Origin of the sequence: Paenibacillus sp. 453mf, from assembly GCF_900116105.1 — a bacterium.
Classification (GTDB): domain Bacteria; phylum Bacillota; class Bacilli; order Paenibacillales; family Paenibacillaceae; genus Paenibacillus; species Paenibacillus provencensis.
In genome coordinates this window covers 1-17,636 of the sequence record NZ_FPAC01000006.1, presented here as the reverse complement: position 1 = coordinate 17,636, position 17,636 = coordinate 1, and the positions used below count along the sequence as shown (strand labels likewise).

Below are 17,636 nucleotides of genomic sequence, written 5' to 3'. Positions count from 1 at the left end.
CGAAAGATGAAAACCTTCGAATAACCTAATAGAATGATCACATACAGACTTCTCAACATAAAAGGAGCGTGAAGCCTAATGCAGGTATCCATTCAAACTATCATGCAGCTGCCTGAAGAATATAAATTCATTCTGAGAACAATTTGGCATCCCGAGGAAGGCGATTCTTATTTCTTTCTCAATTCATTAAACGAACCGAGTCCTGTGATGACATTCGTAATCGGGAACCGTATTCAGTTTGCTGAAAACCAAAACAATTCATATCCATTGTTTAGCATACATCAAATGATGAATATTATTGAGGATTATGGCGGATACACACTCTATACGAAGCTGGTGAATAAGGCTTCTTCTATAAATGAGTTGTTTTGTATTCTCTGGGATGCGATCGTTTGTATTCTTGATGATGGTGAATCACCAGAATACTGGGGATTAACCATCCCTACCTTCGAAAGAAAATACTCAGAATTCGAATTACCCATTTTACTATAACTAATACACTTCGATACTAATCCTTACTATAACTTCATTAATTATGTACTGGAAGCACCATATCATTGCGCATGCAGTGATTTGGTGCTTCTTGTATTTTCCAAAGTTACTTAGAATCACTTTTTTCAAATTATGCAGGATAGATTTTCTTTCTTCTTCAGGTCGATGTATATTTGATTCTAATTAGGCAGGACTCTCCAAGAATTATTAAAAAAACTGATTCGCTATTCTAATCGGCTTTTCTATGCCTAATAAAATCTTCTAGTCTTCTTAGTTTATCATTATTTCACCTATCTATAGTGGATTATTCTTTTTCTAATTCCGGCCAGAAGAGAAGAGGTGACCCAAAGGTGACCTAAAAATCAACTATCGGTCACTCTGTTGGAGAGCTCTTTAATTCTCCTCTTAATTAAACGAATTTCAACTATAATATCTTCTTTCGCGTCAGAAGAACAGTTTGATATACGTCTTAAAAGAATGTCGCTTTGTTGTTGGAACATCTTAACTTCATCAGGTTCAATCACTTTATCTATTAACGACTCAAGATGATGATACTGTTTAAGATAATCGTTTTTGTTAATCTCATTATAGAAGTCAACCAAATATTTCAGCTCGTTTTGAAGTAACTGTAGATAGATTTTGAGAAAATCGATTTCATTACTACCACTACGAAGGTATGTGAATCGAGATTTCACATCGGATATAGATACGACTATTAGAATCGCCCTCCTTCTTCTAAGAAATATATATACCCTGTTGAGTCAGTAGGGTACCAAAAAATTATCTTATGATTTATAATGCTCTTTTTTTACTCCTATGTCATAGTGAATATACGGTCGGGAGCATCGACTGTTTACCATTACTATAATTCCTAATTCAGTGAAATTCCCTGATCTCTTTCTAATTAATAATGTGTACGGTAGAAACAAAAAAAGCACCCAACATTGGCATATGCCAATATCGAGGTGCTTCCCCGTTCATGTATTCAATTTTCTTTATTATATCAGATGATTATTTTCTGTAAATGAAAGCACTCTAGAAAGAAGTATTGATAAAAAAGTCAGGGCAATGACTCTGGTCGTAATTAATCAGAGTCAATCCCAGTCTTCTACAAACTCTCCAAGTCCTTCATAGTGGCTAATCATTTCTTCCAGTTCCCAGAGTTCCATATGCTGATAGTAGTCCTTCCATGCCGTTAATCTGCCAACTTTTATCATAGATTGTAAATGTTCGAGCCATTCAAATTGTTTTTGTGCGAGCTGTTGGAACCATAATGCTTCATAAAATTCTCCTGAATCCAAAGCTATTTGAAGTTGCTGCTGGCAGTAATTGATTGTCTCAACTTTTCTCTTAGCTAGATAATTCTTTGCAATGGGTAGTTGAAATAACAGAAGTTTTCTACGCTTAATGATGCCTTTTTTCTTAAATCCAGCTCGAATGAAGCAATATCCCGGCACTTCACTAGAAACTTTTTTGGCATCAACGTAAGTGATCATTCCTGATGCCGGAAAAACATGACCCCATTCACATATAGTGGCATAGACAGCCCAGTTAGAGGCCCTCCTCTACATTTATTTCCTTACATTCAACGCTGCATTCAGGGCAATATGGTTCATTGCAACATCCGCCATCAGCGTGATCATGTGCTGAATTAGTTACACCAGGTGCTCCATCTGCATGCAAGTTTGTATAAGTCCCATCTAGATCCATTCGAACATATAAATTCAGTGCATCCTGCTCTATACAAAGATGTGTTTCTCCACAATAATCAAATGATCGATATTACAATCATTAGGGCACCGCATTTCCCTTGTTCTTGCCCTATTAGTTACATTAAATTCTTTCATTTCGTAAATTCTATTTTCTCTTTTCATCTCAACAGACTGGCATCGAGGTAAGATATGTAATCTTCATCACTTCGGAAAGCTCCACTAAATGGGCCTTCATCTAAATCATCAAATGAGGTTCTTCTTTGCGGAAACATCTTCTCTAACCTATCGAGAAGCGGATGTTGGTTTTCATCTCCAAGGAAATTGATGCTTGTGGATCCAATAAAGAAAATCTCTGAAGTGTTTGTAATCTGATATATACCGGTAACAAGTTTAGGATCACATAACCATTCATGAAACTCAAAAAGGTCTTCAGTGATTACATGAGTTAGAAGATGACCGATATAAGGTTTTTCGTCTGACACCTTGCGAACATTAAAGCCTACCAAATTATGTACAGGCCCGAAACCATTAGAATAGCGAAGAGAATTCAGTTGATTCAATTTTCGATCATACGCTTCTTTATATAAAATCTGATAAACTTGTGAGTTCGGTTTCAAGTCAGACTGAATATGAAACCCATCATAAATAAAACCATTGTTGATAAAGAAAACTCCTTCCTGACCAGCAACTGAGAACATGCCTCTCTCCTTAGCAAATGAATATTCCTTAGGTATTTCCAAACTACATTGTGATCTAGGATGTTCTAAAGAATTTCCGATTTTGATGATGGTTAAACCTTGAAAATCATAAGTAATAGCTTCCATAGTTAATTCCACTCCTTCAATGAATTTTGGTTATAGAGGCAATAAAAAATACACCTCAACCAATGATCAAACCCAACTGGGGGAAGCATGCAAAAAACATGTTTGATCACTTGTTGAAGTGTATTTTGGTTAGAATGGTCCTCATGCCCAAGCGAGAACAAAAATTAATAAGAAAAGGTATGTTTTTATTCTATCATCAAAGCCAGTTCATGGAAAGTAATTGTGTTGAAATATGATCAATTCAATGATCATTTTAATGATCAAATTAATGATTAATCAAATATTCAATTTAGTATTCAGTTTACTGTGTATCTGTAATTAATCAAATGAAAACGGTGCCTCTACATATCGAGTAGAGGCACCGTTTTCAACTTGATCTCCTTAGAAGGTTTTCACCTGCAAGCAGGAGCCTCGCTCCTGTCCATACTGCATCGTCTGGAACCCCATCGTACCGGTACACAAAGCTAACCCCTGAAATTAATCCGAGTTTGGCCGCTCTATGCAGTAGTGCAATAAACTGATCACCGGTAGATTCACCAGGTTTAAAAGCTAAACGTAAGTCACTTATAGGATTCTCCATATTTGGATTAGAATCATCTAAGCGAGCAGCAATCTCCTCCAGCAAGACTGCATTGATAACGGGCGGTAGTTCATCCCCATCACTCCCTCTATAAGATGAATAAGTTCGTTCTTATTATAGACCAGACAATGGCGATAACTAACGAGTGAAGACTGATATTCTCTTAATTATCTCATTTATTCAATCTATTAAATATTGAAGCAGACCTCTGTAATAGATCAGCTGAAATATCATTTTTGGGGCTATGGCTAGACTCCGCACTTTTCAGTTCTTTGTACTTATCCAGCACTACCACGTCATGTAGTAGCCAAATATTACCTGATAGTCGAAATAAACCACTTTCTTTATAACGGTCAAAAAGTCCCCTGGCATTATCTCGTCGAATTGTACCTAGTGGGAGGCCATGCTTCTTCTCAGCCTCAGAGGTTGTCATTACATTAGTAACGATTTCCTTACATTTAGAGCATATCGTATACGTACCAAAGAATGTGGGCTTACCTAGTTCTTTTAACCACACTCCACATTGGGAACAACGATACGGCAGTCTCCCCCCTTGAACTCGATCCACCTTTGTTTGTAGATCTTGGATTTGTGCTTCGAGACTAAACAACTGAGAATGGGATTCAGGAAATGGTCGTAGATCTTCCAGCAGCTTTTTCTGTTTCCTCAGCACCTCTAGCTGATTAATTAATTCATCGATCCACGAATTCATTACGTTATGTTTTTTTCGTCCAACACGGTAAAAGATGACACCAACAATCTCATGTACCAGCCAGCATTTCTCTGATTTCCTCACAAGCCCTACTTCCTGCAGTGGTTGGAGTGGACCATTACAATCTTGTTTAAGAGTTCCCGGGCTTGTAATTCCAAACTGTTCCTCAAGTTCTGTAGTCCCCTTCACCTGATTAATTGTTTTAATGCAACGCGGACATATTTGAAAGTGACCATTGCTGCCGAGAGTTACAGGGGTGTCTTCGTCATAAATCGGTTGCTTACAAAGATTACAAGATAGATAAGAGAACTTACGGTTTAAGCGTTCTTTCCGTAACTCGTAATCGCGAATTTCAGCCTCTATCCTGAAAACTTGGTATGGGGCATCTGGTAGCATTTCAAAATGTTCTAACATCAATTCGAGCGTTTTTTTAAGCTCCTCTTGACGATTATTATAATCACCAATAATCGAGGTCATAAGAAAGCCTCTTTTCTCATTTGATATGATATGGAATTTATTATATCTTAAACGAACCGTAATTTAAAAAACAAGAACCGTTATCAGATCATAAAGACACGATCTCAACTGTATGTAACCTGGCTCAGGACAAGAACTTTTGACTGTGACTTACGATCGTGTTGAAACAAAGTTCCCGACCCAAATTAAAAAGAAGCAGCTGCCTACCGGCAGACTACTTCTTGCTGTTTACTAACCTTTCCTTCTAGCTTAATGAAGACTAGACATGATATCAATTATCTTCATGAAAGAGCGACACGAAGCATTTCGCTAATATTGGTATTTAGCTATGTGTTCCTCAATCTGGTGGAGGATATCCTCTGAATCAACCATTGATTCAATCTTTGAAATCAAAGTCTCACCATGATTATTCTTTTTTGTTAGGTCAACCCCTGACTCAATCATTATATCCAAAGTATCAAGAAAAACATCGATAGGTATATTACCATTTCTATTCCTTTCATAATGGGCTATCATTTTCTTTATTCATAGTTTCGAGTAAATGCAGGGTTTGGAATTGTCCGTATCCTGGGGTCGGAGCTAGGTAATTAGGTTAATGCACAATATGTGGAATTATTGTACCATTTAACTGGATAAAAAATTACAACACTAGTAGATTCTTTGATCGGTTACATAACTGTTTATATATATAATCGGAGCAGGCGCTTAAATACGGGGTGAACGATGGAACGATATAATCGAAGAAAACGAATGGTGAGAATAATGACTATAATAAACGTGTGTCTATTGATTGCCGTGGGTTTTATGTGGTATCTTCAACGACCACTCCCCTCACCAGAGACTTGGATCGCTCCAGGTCATATTGTTAAAATTGATGACTTCATAAATGCAGAGCCGATCTCCAAGGTAAAAAATATCTCCTTGAAAACTAACTTGCATATGACCTACGTAAGAGAGGTGGAGGTAACAACACGATGGAACCGTTTTGCACTGAATCTCAATGGGTATGAATTGAGAAATACTAATAGTCATTTTTCTTCATCAGATACAGTGACTGATTTTACTAAAAACGATCTCAATATTCTTGGAAAGAAGTTAGTTCCCTTTATGAAACACGATATTATTAAGGCTGCTATGGTCTATCATAAAATAGAATGGGAAGAAAAAATATCGCGACCTATCGTAATTCATCATCCCGAAAAGTTTCAAACTGGAGTTCCGCTACAAGTTGGAGACGAAATTATAGAATTGAACGGTGAGCCTATCGAATCTACAGATGATATATACTTTTTTCTTAAATCATTTCATATCGGTGATACCGTAACCGTTAAGGTGCAGCGGAAAGGCAATATTATTAGAATCCCTATTGAGATAAAAGAAATGGACAGTAGTGGCCGTGCAACATTAGGAGTATATTTGAAACATCAATTCACATTTGATGGTCTGAATGATGATGATGTGATACAACTTGATCGAACTTATATAGGAGAATCTGGAGGATTTATTCTTACACTCGGTCTTATCCAGAAGCTCGAGCCTAGCGTTGACTTGTCTAAGGGTAGGATAATCGCAGGCACTGGCGGGATTACACGAGGCGGAGATATAAAGCCTATCGGGAACCTTGATTTAAAAGTCCTTACGGCAGTAAATGAGAATGCTGATGTTTTCTTTTATCCGAAATTTCAAGAGGCGCAAATAGAAGAAGTACGAAAGGCTTTCTCAATTGGTGACATAGAACTAATTGGTGTACGAAATATTTCTGAGGCAATCAAATATCTGACAGAAACTTAGATGAAAGTGAAAATAAGCGGGCAAATTGCGTGCCCGCCTCTCATCTGATTTACATTGATTTAGATTGAATGACCTTGATTATATATCCCCTATTAACAAGATATCGGCTCTTTTGCCCTCAGCTGTTTTCAACTCCTGCTTACATTCATTTCATGCGACTTTCATCTGCAGATTTTCGAGTTACAAAGTGTTCTACCTTTTTCACTTTATCCAAGTAAATACGTCCTGTTGTTCCTTGTCTCCATTCACCATTTCCAGCCCATTTAGTATCAACATTCCTATCAAACTCAAAAATTCGTTCCCAGCTTTCTTCTAATGTAGTACTTAGTTTTCCATTATCAAAATCTTCAGCTTCTTTTTCATTATCTGAGTTAAAAAAATTATTTAACACCATATGCCATCCATCGAAGTCAGAAATAAGAACATCTTTCTCATCAATATCCAAAGTTAATCTTACACATTTCGTTCCACCGATGAAGTGACCAGTACTCCTCATGTCGGGCTTCTTCGGCCATAGCCATATGGGATACTCACCTTTATAGTTGGGCAATCTCTTATGCATTTGTTGTATCATCCATACATAAGGATCAGGAAACATCGCTCGCTCTGGTTCACCTTCTAAATAGCCTATAGATTGAGCTGCTTCCCAGGCTTCTATTGTTTGCATACTCCAATAAATCATCTAACTGCTTTCCCTTCCGGTTTTCTATAAACATATAGTTTAATTAGATTATTGTTAAGCGTCTATTCTCTTATGAACGTAATATATTCTCCTTGCTTACTCTTTGATACGTCTGTCTGCCATCCAACACTTAACCAGGCGTGACATTGTCTTTTGGGGGACGATTTATTGTTGCTCCACCAAGTCCTCCAACTTTTATCATACGCAGAATTTGGAAAGCCGTCAGGATCTATTTCTTTTACTAATTCATTTAAATGTTCAATCTTTAATGTCGCTTGATTGTTGTCTGTTAATTGAAGAACTCTAGATATATTTTCAAATTTAAACATTTGTATCATATCTCCTTTCGGTGATTACTGTATATTACCATGTAGGGTGAAAATTCATCTAGTAATTGGAGATATGTGATTCAGTATTGTGATTGAAAGCAAATCTAAAGGATTTTAATCATCCATGTTAATTACTCATCGTCTTAATTACTCATCTGTCGATTACAATTGATTTATGAGCTTTACATCGTACTAACGGCTGCCTTCATTTACGTCTAATTGTTATTATTCAAAAATGCTATTGCATCTTCAATACGATAAAAGATATTAGACCACGACTCCCACCCTTTGGATAAGAGGTATGTGCCAGAACTTCCGGGACTCACATCTACCAGACGGAAGGGATATTCATCTGAAGTGGGTGGATCGTATCTTTCTAGACGGTAGGGTAATATTCTTTTCTCAGATGCCTTGAGATCCACAACATATAAAATACTTCCTACCGGAACCGCTTCGTAAAGCTTTCTGTAATTTTCCTCGTAATTAGAAGATTCCAACGCATTCACCCAATTCATGAACAATTCAAATGTGTTACGGTCAAATGTCTTTGCCTTCAATATTTGGCAGGATTCCATTTTTAACAATAGAATGTACCCTTCGCTACCTCCTGGTCCAAAAGTAAATTCTGATATTCTCCCCTCGGTCTCAGTTGAAAGTTTCTCCATTTCATCTATGGTATACATCTCGCCATAGATTTCAATCTTCCCTTCATTTTTTATTGCTGCCGATGTGTAGTGAGTCAAGGACATTCGATCTAAGAAAGGATTATGAACCCACTCAACATGAAGATCCTTCGTTAAATATGATATCGCTTTTTTGTAATTAATCTTTGCTCCTAACACTTTACCACTCCTCGTTGAAAGAAAATAAAAAGAGAGACTGCCAGCATTCATTGTCTGGTGCCCCTCTTAACCAATATGCGGTTAATTAATCTTGCTCGTATATCTAACACACGATTTGTTCATTGTTGTCTCAGTCCATAAAGTAGAGTTTTTCTCTTATTGACTCCTCACCTATAGGTTACGGTAACAGCAGTTATCAGCTGCTTCACATTACTTAAATCATATCATTATAATTTCCATTGGATCTTAATTAGGCATCACACAAATCGCCTCCTTTTTTATAATCTGTGTTTCAGGTGTAAACAAAAACACCTGACAAGTTTCCAAAGAAAGACACACTGATAGTGTTGATTTTCTTTAGGACCTTGTCAGGTGTTTCTAATGAATAGAACGCTCTCCTATGCACTTGCTGGAGAGAGAATAAGGAGAATCATATATTTCCATATTTTTATGAGAACTAAGACACTTGCCATACCACTAATCAATTCTTAAAGTAGTGGATGAATATCTTTGTCTTTATTTTTATCTTCGCAAGGTGCAAGTGATTATTTTGAAGATAGTCCAAAATTATTGATATCCCTAAACAGCTGTTTGAACAGGCATAAAATATATTGCTCAAAAATTTGCGGGTTATTATTGTCCCTTATATAATTTAGTTAAGGGTTATCCTTTTCTTTTCTCCTATTGGGTTGTAGGACGAAAAATGCGCATTAACGGATAGAGGAGGTCGAGTCACTTTCGTTGACTCGGCCTCTTCTCATTAACTCACATATATGAAAAATCCTTATCCAATTCTATTGAGATTTTGAGTATCAAATCATATGGCTATCATATGTTTGTATTTTACCCGATCGTTTAGTATATTAAGAATCTAAATCTACAAGTTAATAATTTTCATGATGAAGTGTTTATTTGATTAAATTAGATATTGCGTTTGATAAATTTATTAAGTTAGTCTTATATAATGCATTCCCATCTGTTTTGTTAGTTAGCTACTACACATTTAACTTCGATGATCTGCCGCACAAAATAATAATTGTGTTTAGTCATCTTCTTCAGGGCCACGCATGATTAGATCAATCTCGTCTTCAAGTGGCAATTCATCGTGAGCAAATTCAAACTTCATTATTTCAATAGCTTCTGACGTATTGCAGTCATGATTCTCCATAATTGCGTCTAATCTTCTTTGATACATTGACAACGTAATCATCCCCTATTAAATAATAAAATGAACTTTGGTGGTCGGTAATCGAATGAGTACATAACTCCTTTTAATGAACCACCAAATATTAATTTCTACAAAACCATTCGTTAAATTTAAAATTTATCATGCTCAATTTACTAACCCCCTGCTTTGTGGTGATATGCCTCCTTCTCTAATGTCATTCAAAATTTCTTCTTTAGTATGCAGCTTCGAAATCTGCAAAACGTTGTTTGAAGATCTCGAATTCATGTCCTGTTAGCATATCATCATAAGCTTTGATTTGATCTACAAAATTAGATATTGGCTGTTTATTGATACTCATCAAGATCCTCGCCAAATTGGAAACACTCGAAGGACCGTTCACAGTTATAGATTCTACTTTTGTGTAACTGTCATCTTCTGCTCTTTTATAGACAGCATATTCCTGATATCTATTGGGATCCGAACTCAGTGAGACGTTGTAAAGAAGTAAGGACTCTATTTCGAAGTATTTGTGAGGGATCTGTGATTGATTACGAAGCTTATAAGCAAGTGCATAGAAACAGTCATAACTTCCCTTCTTTTTGATTCCTGTTTGGTGGCAAAGGATACTTTCATTTTTTTCAATTTCCTCAGCTGTATGCAACAATTTATCGCAATGTGTGTATTTTACATGTTCTATCATATATACTTGGCCTCCGTTTAATAAAGATTGCAGGATATGACCCGCTACTGAATAGAGTGAAGTTATTACAAGAGAGCACCTCCCTTTTTTTATTTTGATCCCATCAAGATTTCTTTGGTATATAGGCGCAAAACAAATAGCACCTGGCAAAGGTCCAAAGTTTAAGACACACTTATAGTGTGTAATTAAGCCTCAGTTCACCTTTGCCAGGTGCATTGTTTCGTGAGAATGCTTTCTCGCGCGTGCGGGAAAGTAAGTTTTGTTTAAATAGTAAGGTATGATGCTATTTTATCAGGAAAGGACTTCGTTGGAAATACCATCAATTATTATTGAGCATTGTTTTGTAAATGATGGCTTTCAATTCATTTTCACAGGTTTCCGTTGCTCGGTATAGTTCAAAGTTTTCTGCATTTCGATACTGATGTTTGGATGTCCCTAGTGATATCAGTAATCGTTGCAATTGCTGCATATTTAGAGAAGTATGCTCGCAAGATTCTAGTCCTAAAAGTATCCTATCGAACATTTCAATGTCCTGCAGTTCCCCATCCAGAATGGAACTTTGAAAGGAATCCGTGCATATACGATACCAGTACTCATAATCCACATTTTTAGAATTAAATTGAATGCTGAGATCTGTAACGTATTTTACTTCCCATTGACTACCTCTAATTTCTTTTGATGTGCTTTGTTTAGTTTTTGTAATCAAGATTATTTCTCCTTCTTTTTTGAGTTTTGCAAAAATAAAAAAGCATCTTTAATGAACCATTGATGGACAAAACATACGTCCCCAATGTTTCACAAAGATGCTTAGAATGCTCTCCTGCGTCTGCGGGAGAGTAATAATTAATTATGGTTAAGATCAAGGTATATGGAAAATCATATTACAGATTCTTGATGCTGTACAGTACAGAAATGAAAACTTTTATCAGAAAACTCTTATGTAACATCATATATTCATATTCATATTACTATTTATTAATGTATTCAGTTTTATATTTAAATGTTTATTTCTTGTTATATATATTCATATTCGCCTCAACAAATATTTTCCGCAGTATTTAAAGATAGATAGTTGTAGGATTAAGTAAATTGCAGTGATGAACAACGACAAATCTAATCACCCATGGTGGATCCGGAATTTAGCATTGCATATTATATTCACAAAAATATTGAAGTATTCTTGAATATGCATAAAAAACTGAACACTTATATGAACATTTTCATAAATTAGAAAAGAGATTTTGTCCTTAGACGGAATATAACAAACGTAATCCAGTGGATCGTAATTAGCACACAAGCATCTCTAGGGTATCGTAATTGCAGAGTTAGATAAGTAGTCACATGGAGATCATTCAAGAGGTTGATAAATAGCTTCTACCCGGACTATGTTCGCTGTTGGCTATCTCGATGATTATGATGGTTCGCACATTGAGTATATACATTATGATGGTTAACATACGGCTTCATTCATTCAATCATACAATCCGACAATAGAATTTAGATACATTGGTAGATTTTTCACCGAACTTTCTGAGGATCCACCTGTCATAAATCGTGTTTAATAAACTGAATAGTTAATTGCATATGAACATGAATATAAATTTGTGTCGAAGTATGAGTATGCCATCTTTAGCCACTCGGTAAACAGCGTTTGTTTGATTTTCCCCTCTATAGATTCTCAATAAATATATTGTTACAATAGTAGTAAGTGAATATTATAGCGTGGAAGCACCGCGAAGGAACAATTTCCTTTGTGGTGCTTTTTTTTTGTAAACTTTCTGCTTTCAGGGGAGGAGATTTGTTGAAGGAAAACTCTAAAGAGATTTTCTAGAGACAAGTAAGTTTAATCATTTATTTTCGAAACGATGATACCACTATATCGAGTTGAAATTATTATTTTTGATAAGTTCTATGAAGGGGGAATCACTCTTGATCATTGAAATTAGACAAACAAAATCAAATCTGGAGCAGGTCTTTGAAATACTTACAAATGGGAATTTAAGTTATTTTGGACGCACGTCTTACTCAAAAGAATCTTTCACTACTCAATTATTCTATCCGAATTTAAAGTTAATTTACGAAACCCAGTCTAGTTCGTTGGAAGAGTCCAGGAATATACTCTCTAATAAATGGATCTCAAAGGAAGAGATAACTGAGTGCTGCGGGATATACGACAATCATGCCAATCTTTTAGGTTTGATAAATCAAGACTGTAAGGAATCCACAAACAATTACTACACCATAACTCTTGGGAAAGATATTGTTAGGGTCTACTGCTTGTTAAAAAACAAGACAATGCAGCTCCTCTTTGTAGACGTAACTGGCAAACAGATAGCACAAGGGGAAAAGGTAGTTACGGATGGTATAAACCTTCACTATTATAGGATATATCTTCTTGATGATTATTTGCGCTTTCAAAGGATCATCAGTCTATTCGTACTTTACACTGTTAATATAGGCTATCGTGTTAAGGAAGTATCACTTAAGAAAAATGATCTAATACCTTTATATAGCTCCTTAGAGCAAAAGCCGATGAATTATGACCCTGAATGGATTAAAAACAACTTCTTTGAATACTTGCTTGATAATGATGTAAGTGATTCCAAGGATTATTTAGGCAAGAATCTCAAAATACTATTCACCTTATTTGGATCAGCAATTTTATCGATTGCACTATATATGATCTTATAGTTAACTTATTAAAAGATTGAATATAAAACTGAACAGTAATATGAATATACTCTTATGGTATGTAAAAAAATATGCTGAGAAATATGCTTTGTCCTATCAATCTCTCTTCAATCAACGAGAGGAAAGAATATACAAAGAGCTAGAGGTTCGAGTTATTGGTGAAATACGAGGTAAATCTTCGCGGCAGGATAGGAACACTCCGATGACTCAAAATAAATATTGAATGAATTGATCGAACAAGTGAATTTAGCTTAATAATTGTCAAGAAGAATAGCTAACCAAGCTGGCGAGAATTCACTAAATTCAAAAAGAACATTTGTATTGCTAGCTTTTAATCTAAACCTAAAGAGAAACAATGTTCACTGTTCACTACGAGTATCATATTTCAAAAAATTATTTGACGGCTAGTTCATCGTCCGAACTAGCCGTTCTTCACAACCGCATTCTAACATATATGCTGAACTCCTTCTTGATCCAGCATAAACAAATCAAAAAATCAGTCATCTCTTTATTAAGATAAATCTTCACGCTTTCTTATGAATTAACCGAAATAGGTTTCGAAATTTCACTCTCGCTTAAATTTTTATTACGTAGAACATTAATAGTGTAAATATATGACTGCTAATTAAGGTCATATAATGTTAAGCATGTGTTGCACCCCTCCCCAAATCTTCGCCTTATTTACCGTCATTCAAGATCAAAATTCAGAAAAAGCCTGATATATCAAGGGTTTTAGCTTCCTTCACTTCTAAAAGAGGAAGTTAAAAAAGGTTATATATCACTAGTCGATACGTTTGAGATTGAATGAATAACCGAATACATACCATATTTAATCCGAATTCTTTTCATCAATAACACATGTTACATTCATAGGTTCTAAACTTGTATTAGCTGTTCTAATTGTTTTATCAAAATCACTCCTTAAAACTCAGTTATGAAGAAAAACCCTGATTTATCAAGGATTTCAGCTTCATCCTTCAGGTGAGGGGGAAAGAGGAATTTTAGCTTAAGAAACCTTAAGATATGTTTGCGAATCAATAAAAACGTTTAAACATATCAAAATCATTGTAAGAGGTAATATGCTGAATATTATACGAGTTCATCTATATAAAAAAATAACATCGAATATTCTAGTTGACCAGGAGACTAGAATATTCGATTGTTATCGTTACTAAAGTTTCCGCAGTAGGTGCAGTTTAACGTGTGCCCCTCATATTCTAACCACTTAAACTAAACTTCAAATTCATCCACAGCATTCGATTTTTATGCAGTATCTCGTGTCCGGTGAAGATTTCAATGTCTTTCAATTAACGAAATAATTTATCACTCATCTTTTTAGGATAGTATACATGTACTTATTTTCGCCCATAATAGTAGTAACATTACTAGAACTCCTATTAGAGTAAGCAATAACATATAGATTGTTAGCAGTCTACTCATACAATGAGCGATAATAGTCATCGTTGAAGCAATATTGTGTTAGAACTTTTTTTGAAACAGACTGTCTATTGGTGGCTAGCAGGAAGCCAATAATAGGTGACCTTTCCCTCGATACCTTTAGGAATCATAATTCGTTCCTTAAAGATCTCAGCAATTTTTATCGCGCCATTACCAGAAATTTTACTGTTGCGCAGAGAACTGATCTGAGCTGCTTGTTCATCATTGAGGTATGCTGAAAGAAATTCATCACTGTTAGGTTGCATCAAATTCCGACCAGGTGTCATTATACCAAATTGATACGTGAACCATGCGGAATATATTGCGTCCCACTCATGATCCATTGCTTGTGGTGACATGTTTAGACTCTTTGAATACTTTGAACTGGCAGAAAGACCAATCCAATCCAAAAGTTCTTTCCACATGCGGGTAGCATTTAATTCGTTATATACCTTTCTAACTGACTTAAAGTGATCTACCTGCTCATTTTTTATATCATCGACAGCATTATCCCTCTTGGCAAAGTAGTCATGTCTACGGGCCGTCTGAGCATGGTAGGCAACCTTTGGATGAGTTTCATTTAAAAGTTGCAGGTTAGGAGAAACACTTGCAAGGATCTGTGCAAAGATAACCCCTTGGATTGCCATAGCCCCAAAAGCAGAATTAACTGAAAAGATACTGGACTTTACTTCTGGATACTCCCTTTTAAGGAAATCGTCCATTGGCCGGAATACACCTATAGTCGGCCAAGATAAAAAAGAATCAATTCCCGCTGCAATAACTTCATCTGGGTTAATCATTTGATCATCAAAGAGCCAGGATAACGCTTCGTCACAAGTGCTAACGATTGTAGAATCAAAATCCTCTATTCTAAGATCAGAGGTTACCTTTAAATATGAGACACCATTCGCATGATTCCCTCCAGGGTCATATCCAATAATGATGTAAGTCAAATTACTTCTCCTTTCTATCGTGCGTTTACTGCAACAGAGTCTTTCGATATCCAGGATAACCACTAAGTTAAGAAGTTTACCGAAAGATCACCTTTAGGTCACCTATAGGTGAACCAAAGGTCACTCAAAGGTGAACATGAATCTAACAGCTTACTGATAAGAAAATATATGCAAACATGGCAGGAAACTCATTCACGTCCTCATGGATCCAAATATCTTCATAGAATCTATACTCTAATAATCTAACTCTAATAAAAATGAAGCGGTTATCGGTTTGTTTTCTATTTCATAACAATGAACGCAGGAACAGTATAGCTAATCTGTTTTGTCTTTCTACTTTTATGGAAGGTTATTATATCGGCAGGAAGACCCGGAAAAGGGTCACCTGCTAATAGACACACTGTGAGCAAAGTTCCGGGTAACGAATTCATCCTGACGAATTAGTAGAGATTCATTGAGTGACCTCATTAAACTCGGGGTCTTCCGTAACGATTATAACTTTAAAACACAGGATCATTTCATTTTCTTCGATCTCAAATTGGTATTCACCTAGAAGAGTTGCGCGAACATCTAATGATTGCTTTAGAGTTGATGCACGAGTAGGAGTAATATCAATAAGAATAGGCTCTACATACGAGGGTGTCCCATTACAAAATTTAATATCAATACCGTATTCACCATAATTAGTGGTGAACGAAGTGGAGTAAATATCAATAGTATCATCAAGATCATAGTTAGGATTACTGTTCTTACTCCTCAGGATATTCTCCGCAAATTTTGATACGGAATAGGGGATACTTATTTCTTTATAAAATTGGAGCTTATTTACTCCGACTTTTTCAGCAATATCCAATCCTATATTCGGATCCATCTGAACATCTGAGGAAGTTAGACTTTCGGCATAAACACAAAACCGTTCGTTTAATGATTCTGTCATACAAATAACCCCTTTATATAGTATTTTGTCGTCACGACAGTTGAAATAGAGTTGGCGTATGTTCGACTTTTATAAGAATGTGATTGGCCTGAAGCACTGACCTGCTTAGCACACATTTTGCTGCTAGCAGGGTGTAAATGTTATCATCATTCCTGTTGAATAGGCTTATTGGTAGTTGTGCAGAGTATCTTCGATGATCTTCAAAATTTGTTTAATGACTCTCAAGCTTTAGTTTCTTGCGAAGGTATCGTTTCTCATCGGATAAATAGATTCGATCTTTTCGTTAAGAAGATCAATGAGCTTGTGTTGTTCTGCCCTAACACTTCTAAGTCTAAATTCATTTTGAATATTTAACCAACCTCGTGCTTCACGTATTTCTTGAAAGAACTTCTCATACAGTAAATTATCGCCAAATTGTATGGTTACACATTCTTGAATATCAAAGTCTGGTGTTTCTATGAGAGCACGAGTAGCCCAATTGGTTAATACCGAGCTGATTTTCATCATTACTGATCACTCCTATATGTGAGATAGTTATAAGATAATGAGTAGCAACTACAGCAGTGTCTTTTACTCAAAAAGAGAATACATAAACTGAAACTTCAAATAATGAGAATTGACGGCATGAACGAATTCCTCCTTAATAATTGGGATGTATGGCACAAAAAAAGCACCTAACAACGATCAAAGATTAAACACACGTATAGTGTGCAATTGGCCTTTGATCACCTGTTAGGTGCATTCTTTTCAGAAAGCTCCCTATGCGCATGCTGGGAGTAAAATAAAATAAAATAATCAAGAAAGTTATGCTTATATAATACCATTTAGAGAAAGAAAAATACACTCAGATTGATTCTGTAATATTATTAGTTATATTCATATTCATATTCATATATATATTCAGTATTATGATTATTTTTATGTTTATGCTTTTGAGTCAAACAACTATGGTTGCAACCAATAAAACATCTACTTAGAATGAGGCTTTGTTTAATTCCGCAATGTTTTTAGAACATATACCTCTATTCAGTTTTATATTCAGTAACGTGGTCACTTTTATGATTATCTCTTCTAGTGTAACAACTACAGCTGTCACCTCCTATGGATCTCCTCAGAGTAAGTTCTGATTAGATCCTGAGTATACTTAGTACATATATTTATATTCAGTTGAATATTCAGTAGCATGTTTAATTTTATAATTAATGCTTCTAGGGAAACTACTTTGGCGCTGCGTCCATAAAGGGCTTCTATAATAGGGAAGAAGTGAATAGCTCTGAAATTGTTAAATGCATAAACATATATTCAGTAA

Annotated in this window: 15 protein-coding genes; 3 read left to right on the top strand and 12 right to left on the bottom strand. The window is 35.6% G+C overall.

The window, feature by feature from the left end:
* Positions 1-78 precede the first annotated feature (78 nt).
* Positions 79-492 (top strand): hypothetical protein, encoded by a 414-nt coding sequence (locus BM415_RS19815; RefSeq protein WP_090727542.1) that lies wholly within the window; start codon positions 79-81, stop codon positions 490-492.
* A gap of 1,094 nt (positions 493-1,586) precedes the next feature.
* Here BM415_RS19815 and BM415_RS19805 read toward each other — a convergent pair.
* From BM415_RS19805 to BM415_RS19790, 3 genes are all read right to left on the bottom strand, one after another.
* The gene (locus tag BM415_RS19805) at positions 1,587-1,988 is read right to left on the bottom strand and encodes a hypothetical protein (RefSeq protein WP_090727539.1); all 402 of its coding nucleotides are present in this window, start codon (positions 1,986-1,988) and stop codon (positions 1,587-1,589) included.
* Positions 1,989-2,362: 374 nt separating this feature from the next.
* Positions 2,363-3,028 (bottom strand): hypothetical protein, encoded by a 666-nt coding sequence (locus BM415_RS19800; protein ID WP_090727537.1) that lies wholly within the window; start codon positions 3,026-3,028, stop codon positions 2,363-2,365.
* Positions 3,029-3,780: 752 nt separating this feature from the next.
* Positions 3,781-4,797: a helix-turn-helix domain-containing protein gene (locus tag BM415_RS19790; protein WP_090727534.1), complete on the bottom strand. Its 1,017-nt coding sequence runs from the start codon at positions 4,795-4,797 to the stop codon at positions 3,781-3,783.
* 723 nt (positions 4,798-5,520) lie between these two features.
* Between BM415_RS19790 and BM415_RS19780 the strand changes: the two genes are divergently transcribed.
* On the top strand, positions 5,521-6,588 hold the full coding sequence (locus BM415_RS19780; RefSeq protein WP_090727530.1) for a PDZ domain-containing protein: 1,068 nt from the start codon (positions 5,521-5,523) through the stop codon (positions 6,586-6,588).
* A 145-nt stretch (positions 6,589-6,733) separates the two neighbouring features.
* Here BM415_RS19780 and BM415_RS19775 read toward each other — a convergent pair whose 3' ends face one another.
* From BM415_RS19775 to BM415_RS19755, 6 genes are all read right to left on the bottom strand, one after another.
* Complete coding sequence (locus BM415_RS19775) at positions 6,734-7,270, bottom strand: DUF3841 domain-containing protein (RefSeq protein ID WP_090727529.1); 537 nt, start codon at positions 7,268-7,270, stop codon at positions 6,734-6,736.
* Between the two features lie 62 nt (positions 7,271-7,332).
* Entirely contained in the window at positions 7,333-7,599 is a 267-nt protein-coding gene (locus BM415_RS19770) for a DUF7662 domain-containing protein (RefSeq protein WP_090727528.1), read from the bottom strand.
* Between the two features lie 215 nt (positions 7,600-7,814).
* Positions 7,815-8,492 (bottom strand): hypothetical protein, encoded by a 678-nt coding sequence (locus BM415_RS19765; RefSeq protein ID WP_090727527.1) that lies wholly within the window; start codon positions 8,490-8,492, stop codon positions 7,815-7,817.
* A gap of 991 nt (positions 8,493-9,483) precedes the next feature.
* The gene (locus tag BM415_RS25215) at positions 9,484-9,642 is read right to left on the bottom strand and encodes a hypothetical protein (protein ID WP_170862567.1); all 159 of its coding nucleotides are present in this window, start codon (positions 9,640-9,642) and stop codon (positions 9,484-9,486) included.
* 199 nt (positions 9,643-9,841) lie between these two features.
* Positions 9,842-10,309, bottom strand: coding sequence for a hypothetical protein (locus BM415_RS19760; protein WP_090727526.1), 468 nt, complete (start codon positions 10,307-10,309; stop codon positions 9,842-9,844).
* Between the two features lie 319 nt (positions 10,310-10,628).
* Positions 10,629-11,015 carry a hypothetical protein gene (locus BM415_RS19755; protein ID WP_090727524.1) on the bottom strand — a complete coding sequence of 129 codons (387 nt, stop codon included), beginning with the start codon at positions 11,013-11,015 and terminating at the stop codon, positions 10,629-10,631.
* Between the two features lie 1,223 nt (positions 11,016-12,238).
* On the opposite strand from BM415_RS19755, the gene BM415_RS19750 reads away from it, so the two are divergent.
* The gene (locus tag BM415_RS19750) at positions 12,239-13,000 is read left to right on the top strand and encodes a hypothetical protein (protein WP_090727523.1); all 762 of its coding nucleotides are present in this window, start codon (positions 12,239-12,241) and stop codon (positions 12,998-13,000) included.
* 1,505 nt (positions 13,001-14,505) lie between these two features.
* Here the strand turns inward: BM415_RS19750 and BM415_RS19745 are convergent.
* The 3 genes from BM415_RS19745 to BM415_RS19735 all read right to left on the bottom strand — a co-directional run bounded on the left by BM415_RS19745 (position 14,506) and on the right by BM415_RS19735 (position 16,834).
* The gene (locus BM415_RS19745; RefSeq protein WP_090727521.1) at positions 14,506-15,390 is read right to left on the bottom strand and encodes a DUF429 domain-containing protein; all 885 of its coding nucleotides are present in this window, start codon (positions 15,388-15,390) and stop codon (positions 14,506-14,508) included.
* Positions 15,391-15,841: 451 nt separating this feature from the next.
* The gene (locus tag BM415_RS19740; RefSeq protein WP_090727519.1) at positions 15,842-16,327 is read right to left on the bottom strand and encodes a hypothetical protein; all 486 of its coding nucleotides are present in this window, start codon (positions 16,325-16,327) and stop codon (positions 15,842-15,844) included.
* A gap of 228 nt (positions 16,328-16,555) precedes the next feature.
* The gene (locus BM415_RS19735; RefSeq protein ID WP_090727518.1) at positions 16,556-16,834 is read right to left on the bottom strand and encodes a hypothetical protein; all 279 of its coding nucleotides are present in this window, start codon (positions 16,832-16,834) and stop codon (positions 16,556-16,558) included.
* Positions 16,835-17,636 lie beyond the last annotated feature (802 nt).

Coding starts and splice junctions, on each gene's coding strand:
- BM415_RS19815 (WP_090727542.1), top strand. CDS start 79: ATGCAGGTATCCATTCAAACTATCATGCAGCTGCCTGAAGAATATAAA.
- BM415_RS19805 (WP_090727539.1), bottom strand. CDS start 1,988: ATGATCACTTACGTTGATGCCAAAAAAGTTTCTAGTGAAGTGCCGGGA.
- BM415_RS19800 (WP_090727537.1), bottom strand. CDS start 3,028: ATGGAAGCTATTACTTATGATTTTCAAGGTTTAACCATCATCAAAATC.
- BM415_RS19790 (WP_090727534.1), bottom strand. CDS start 4,797: ATGACCTCGATTATTGGTGATTATAATAATCGTCAAGAGGAGCTTAAA.
- BM415_RS19780 (WP_090727530.1), top strand. CDS start 5,521: ATGGAACGATATAATCGAAGAAAACGAATGGTGAGAATAATGACTATA.
- BM415_RS19775 (WP_090727529.1), bottom strand. CDS start 7,270: ATGATTTATTGGAGTATGCAAACAATAGAAGCCTGGGAAGCAGCTCAA.
- BM415_RS19770 (WP_090727528.1), bottom strand. CDS start 7,599: ATGTTTAAATTTGAAAATATATCTAGAGTTCTTCAATTAACAGACAAC.
- BM415_RS19765 (WP_090727527.1), bottom strand. CDS start 8,492: ATGAATGCTGGCAGTCTCTCTTTTTATTTTCTTTCAACGAGGAGTGGT.
- BM415_RS19760 (WP_090727526.1), bottom strand. CDS start 10,309: ATGATAGAACATGTAAAATACACACATTGCGATAAATTGTTGCATACA.
- BM415_RS19740 (WP_090727519.1), bottom strand. CDS start 16,327: ATGACAGAATCATTAAACGAACGGTTTTGTGTTTATGCCGAAAGTCTA.
- BM415_RS19735 (WP_090727518.1), bottom strand. CDS start 16,834: ATGATGAAAATCAGCTCGGTATTAACCAATTGGGCTACTCGTGCTCTC.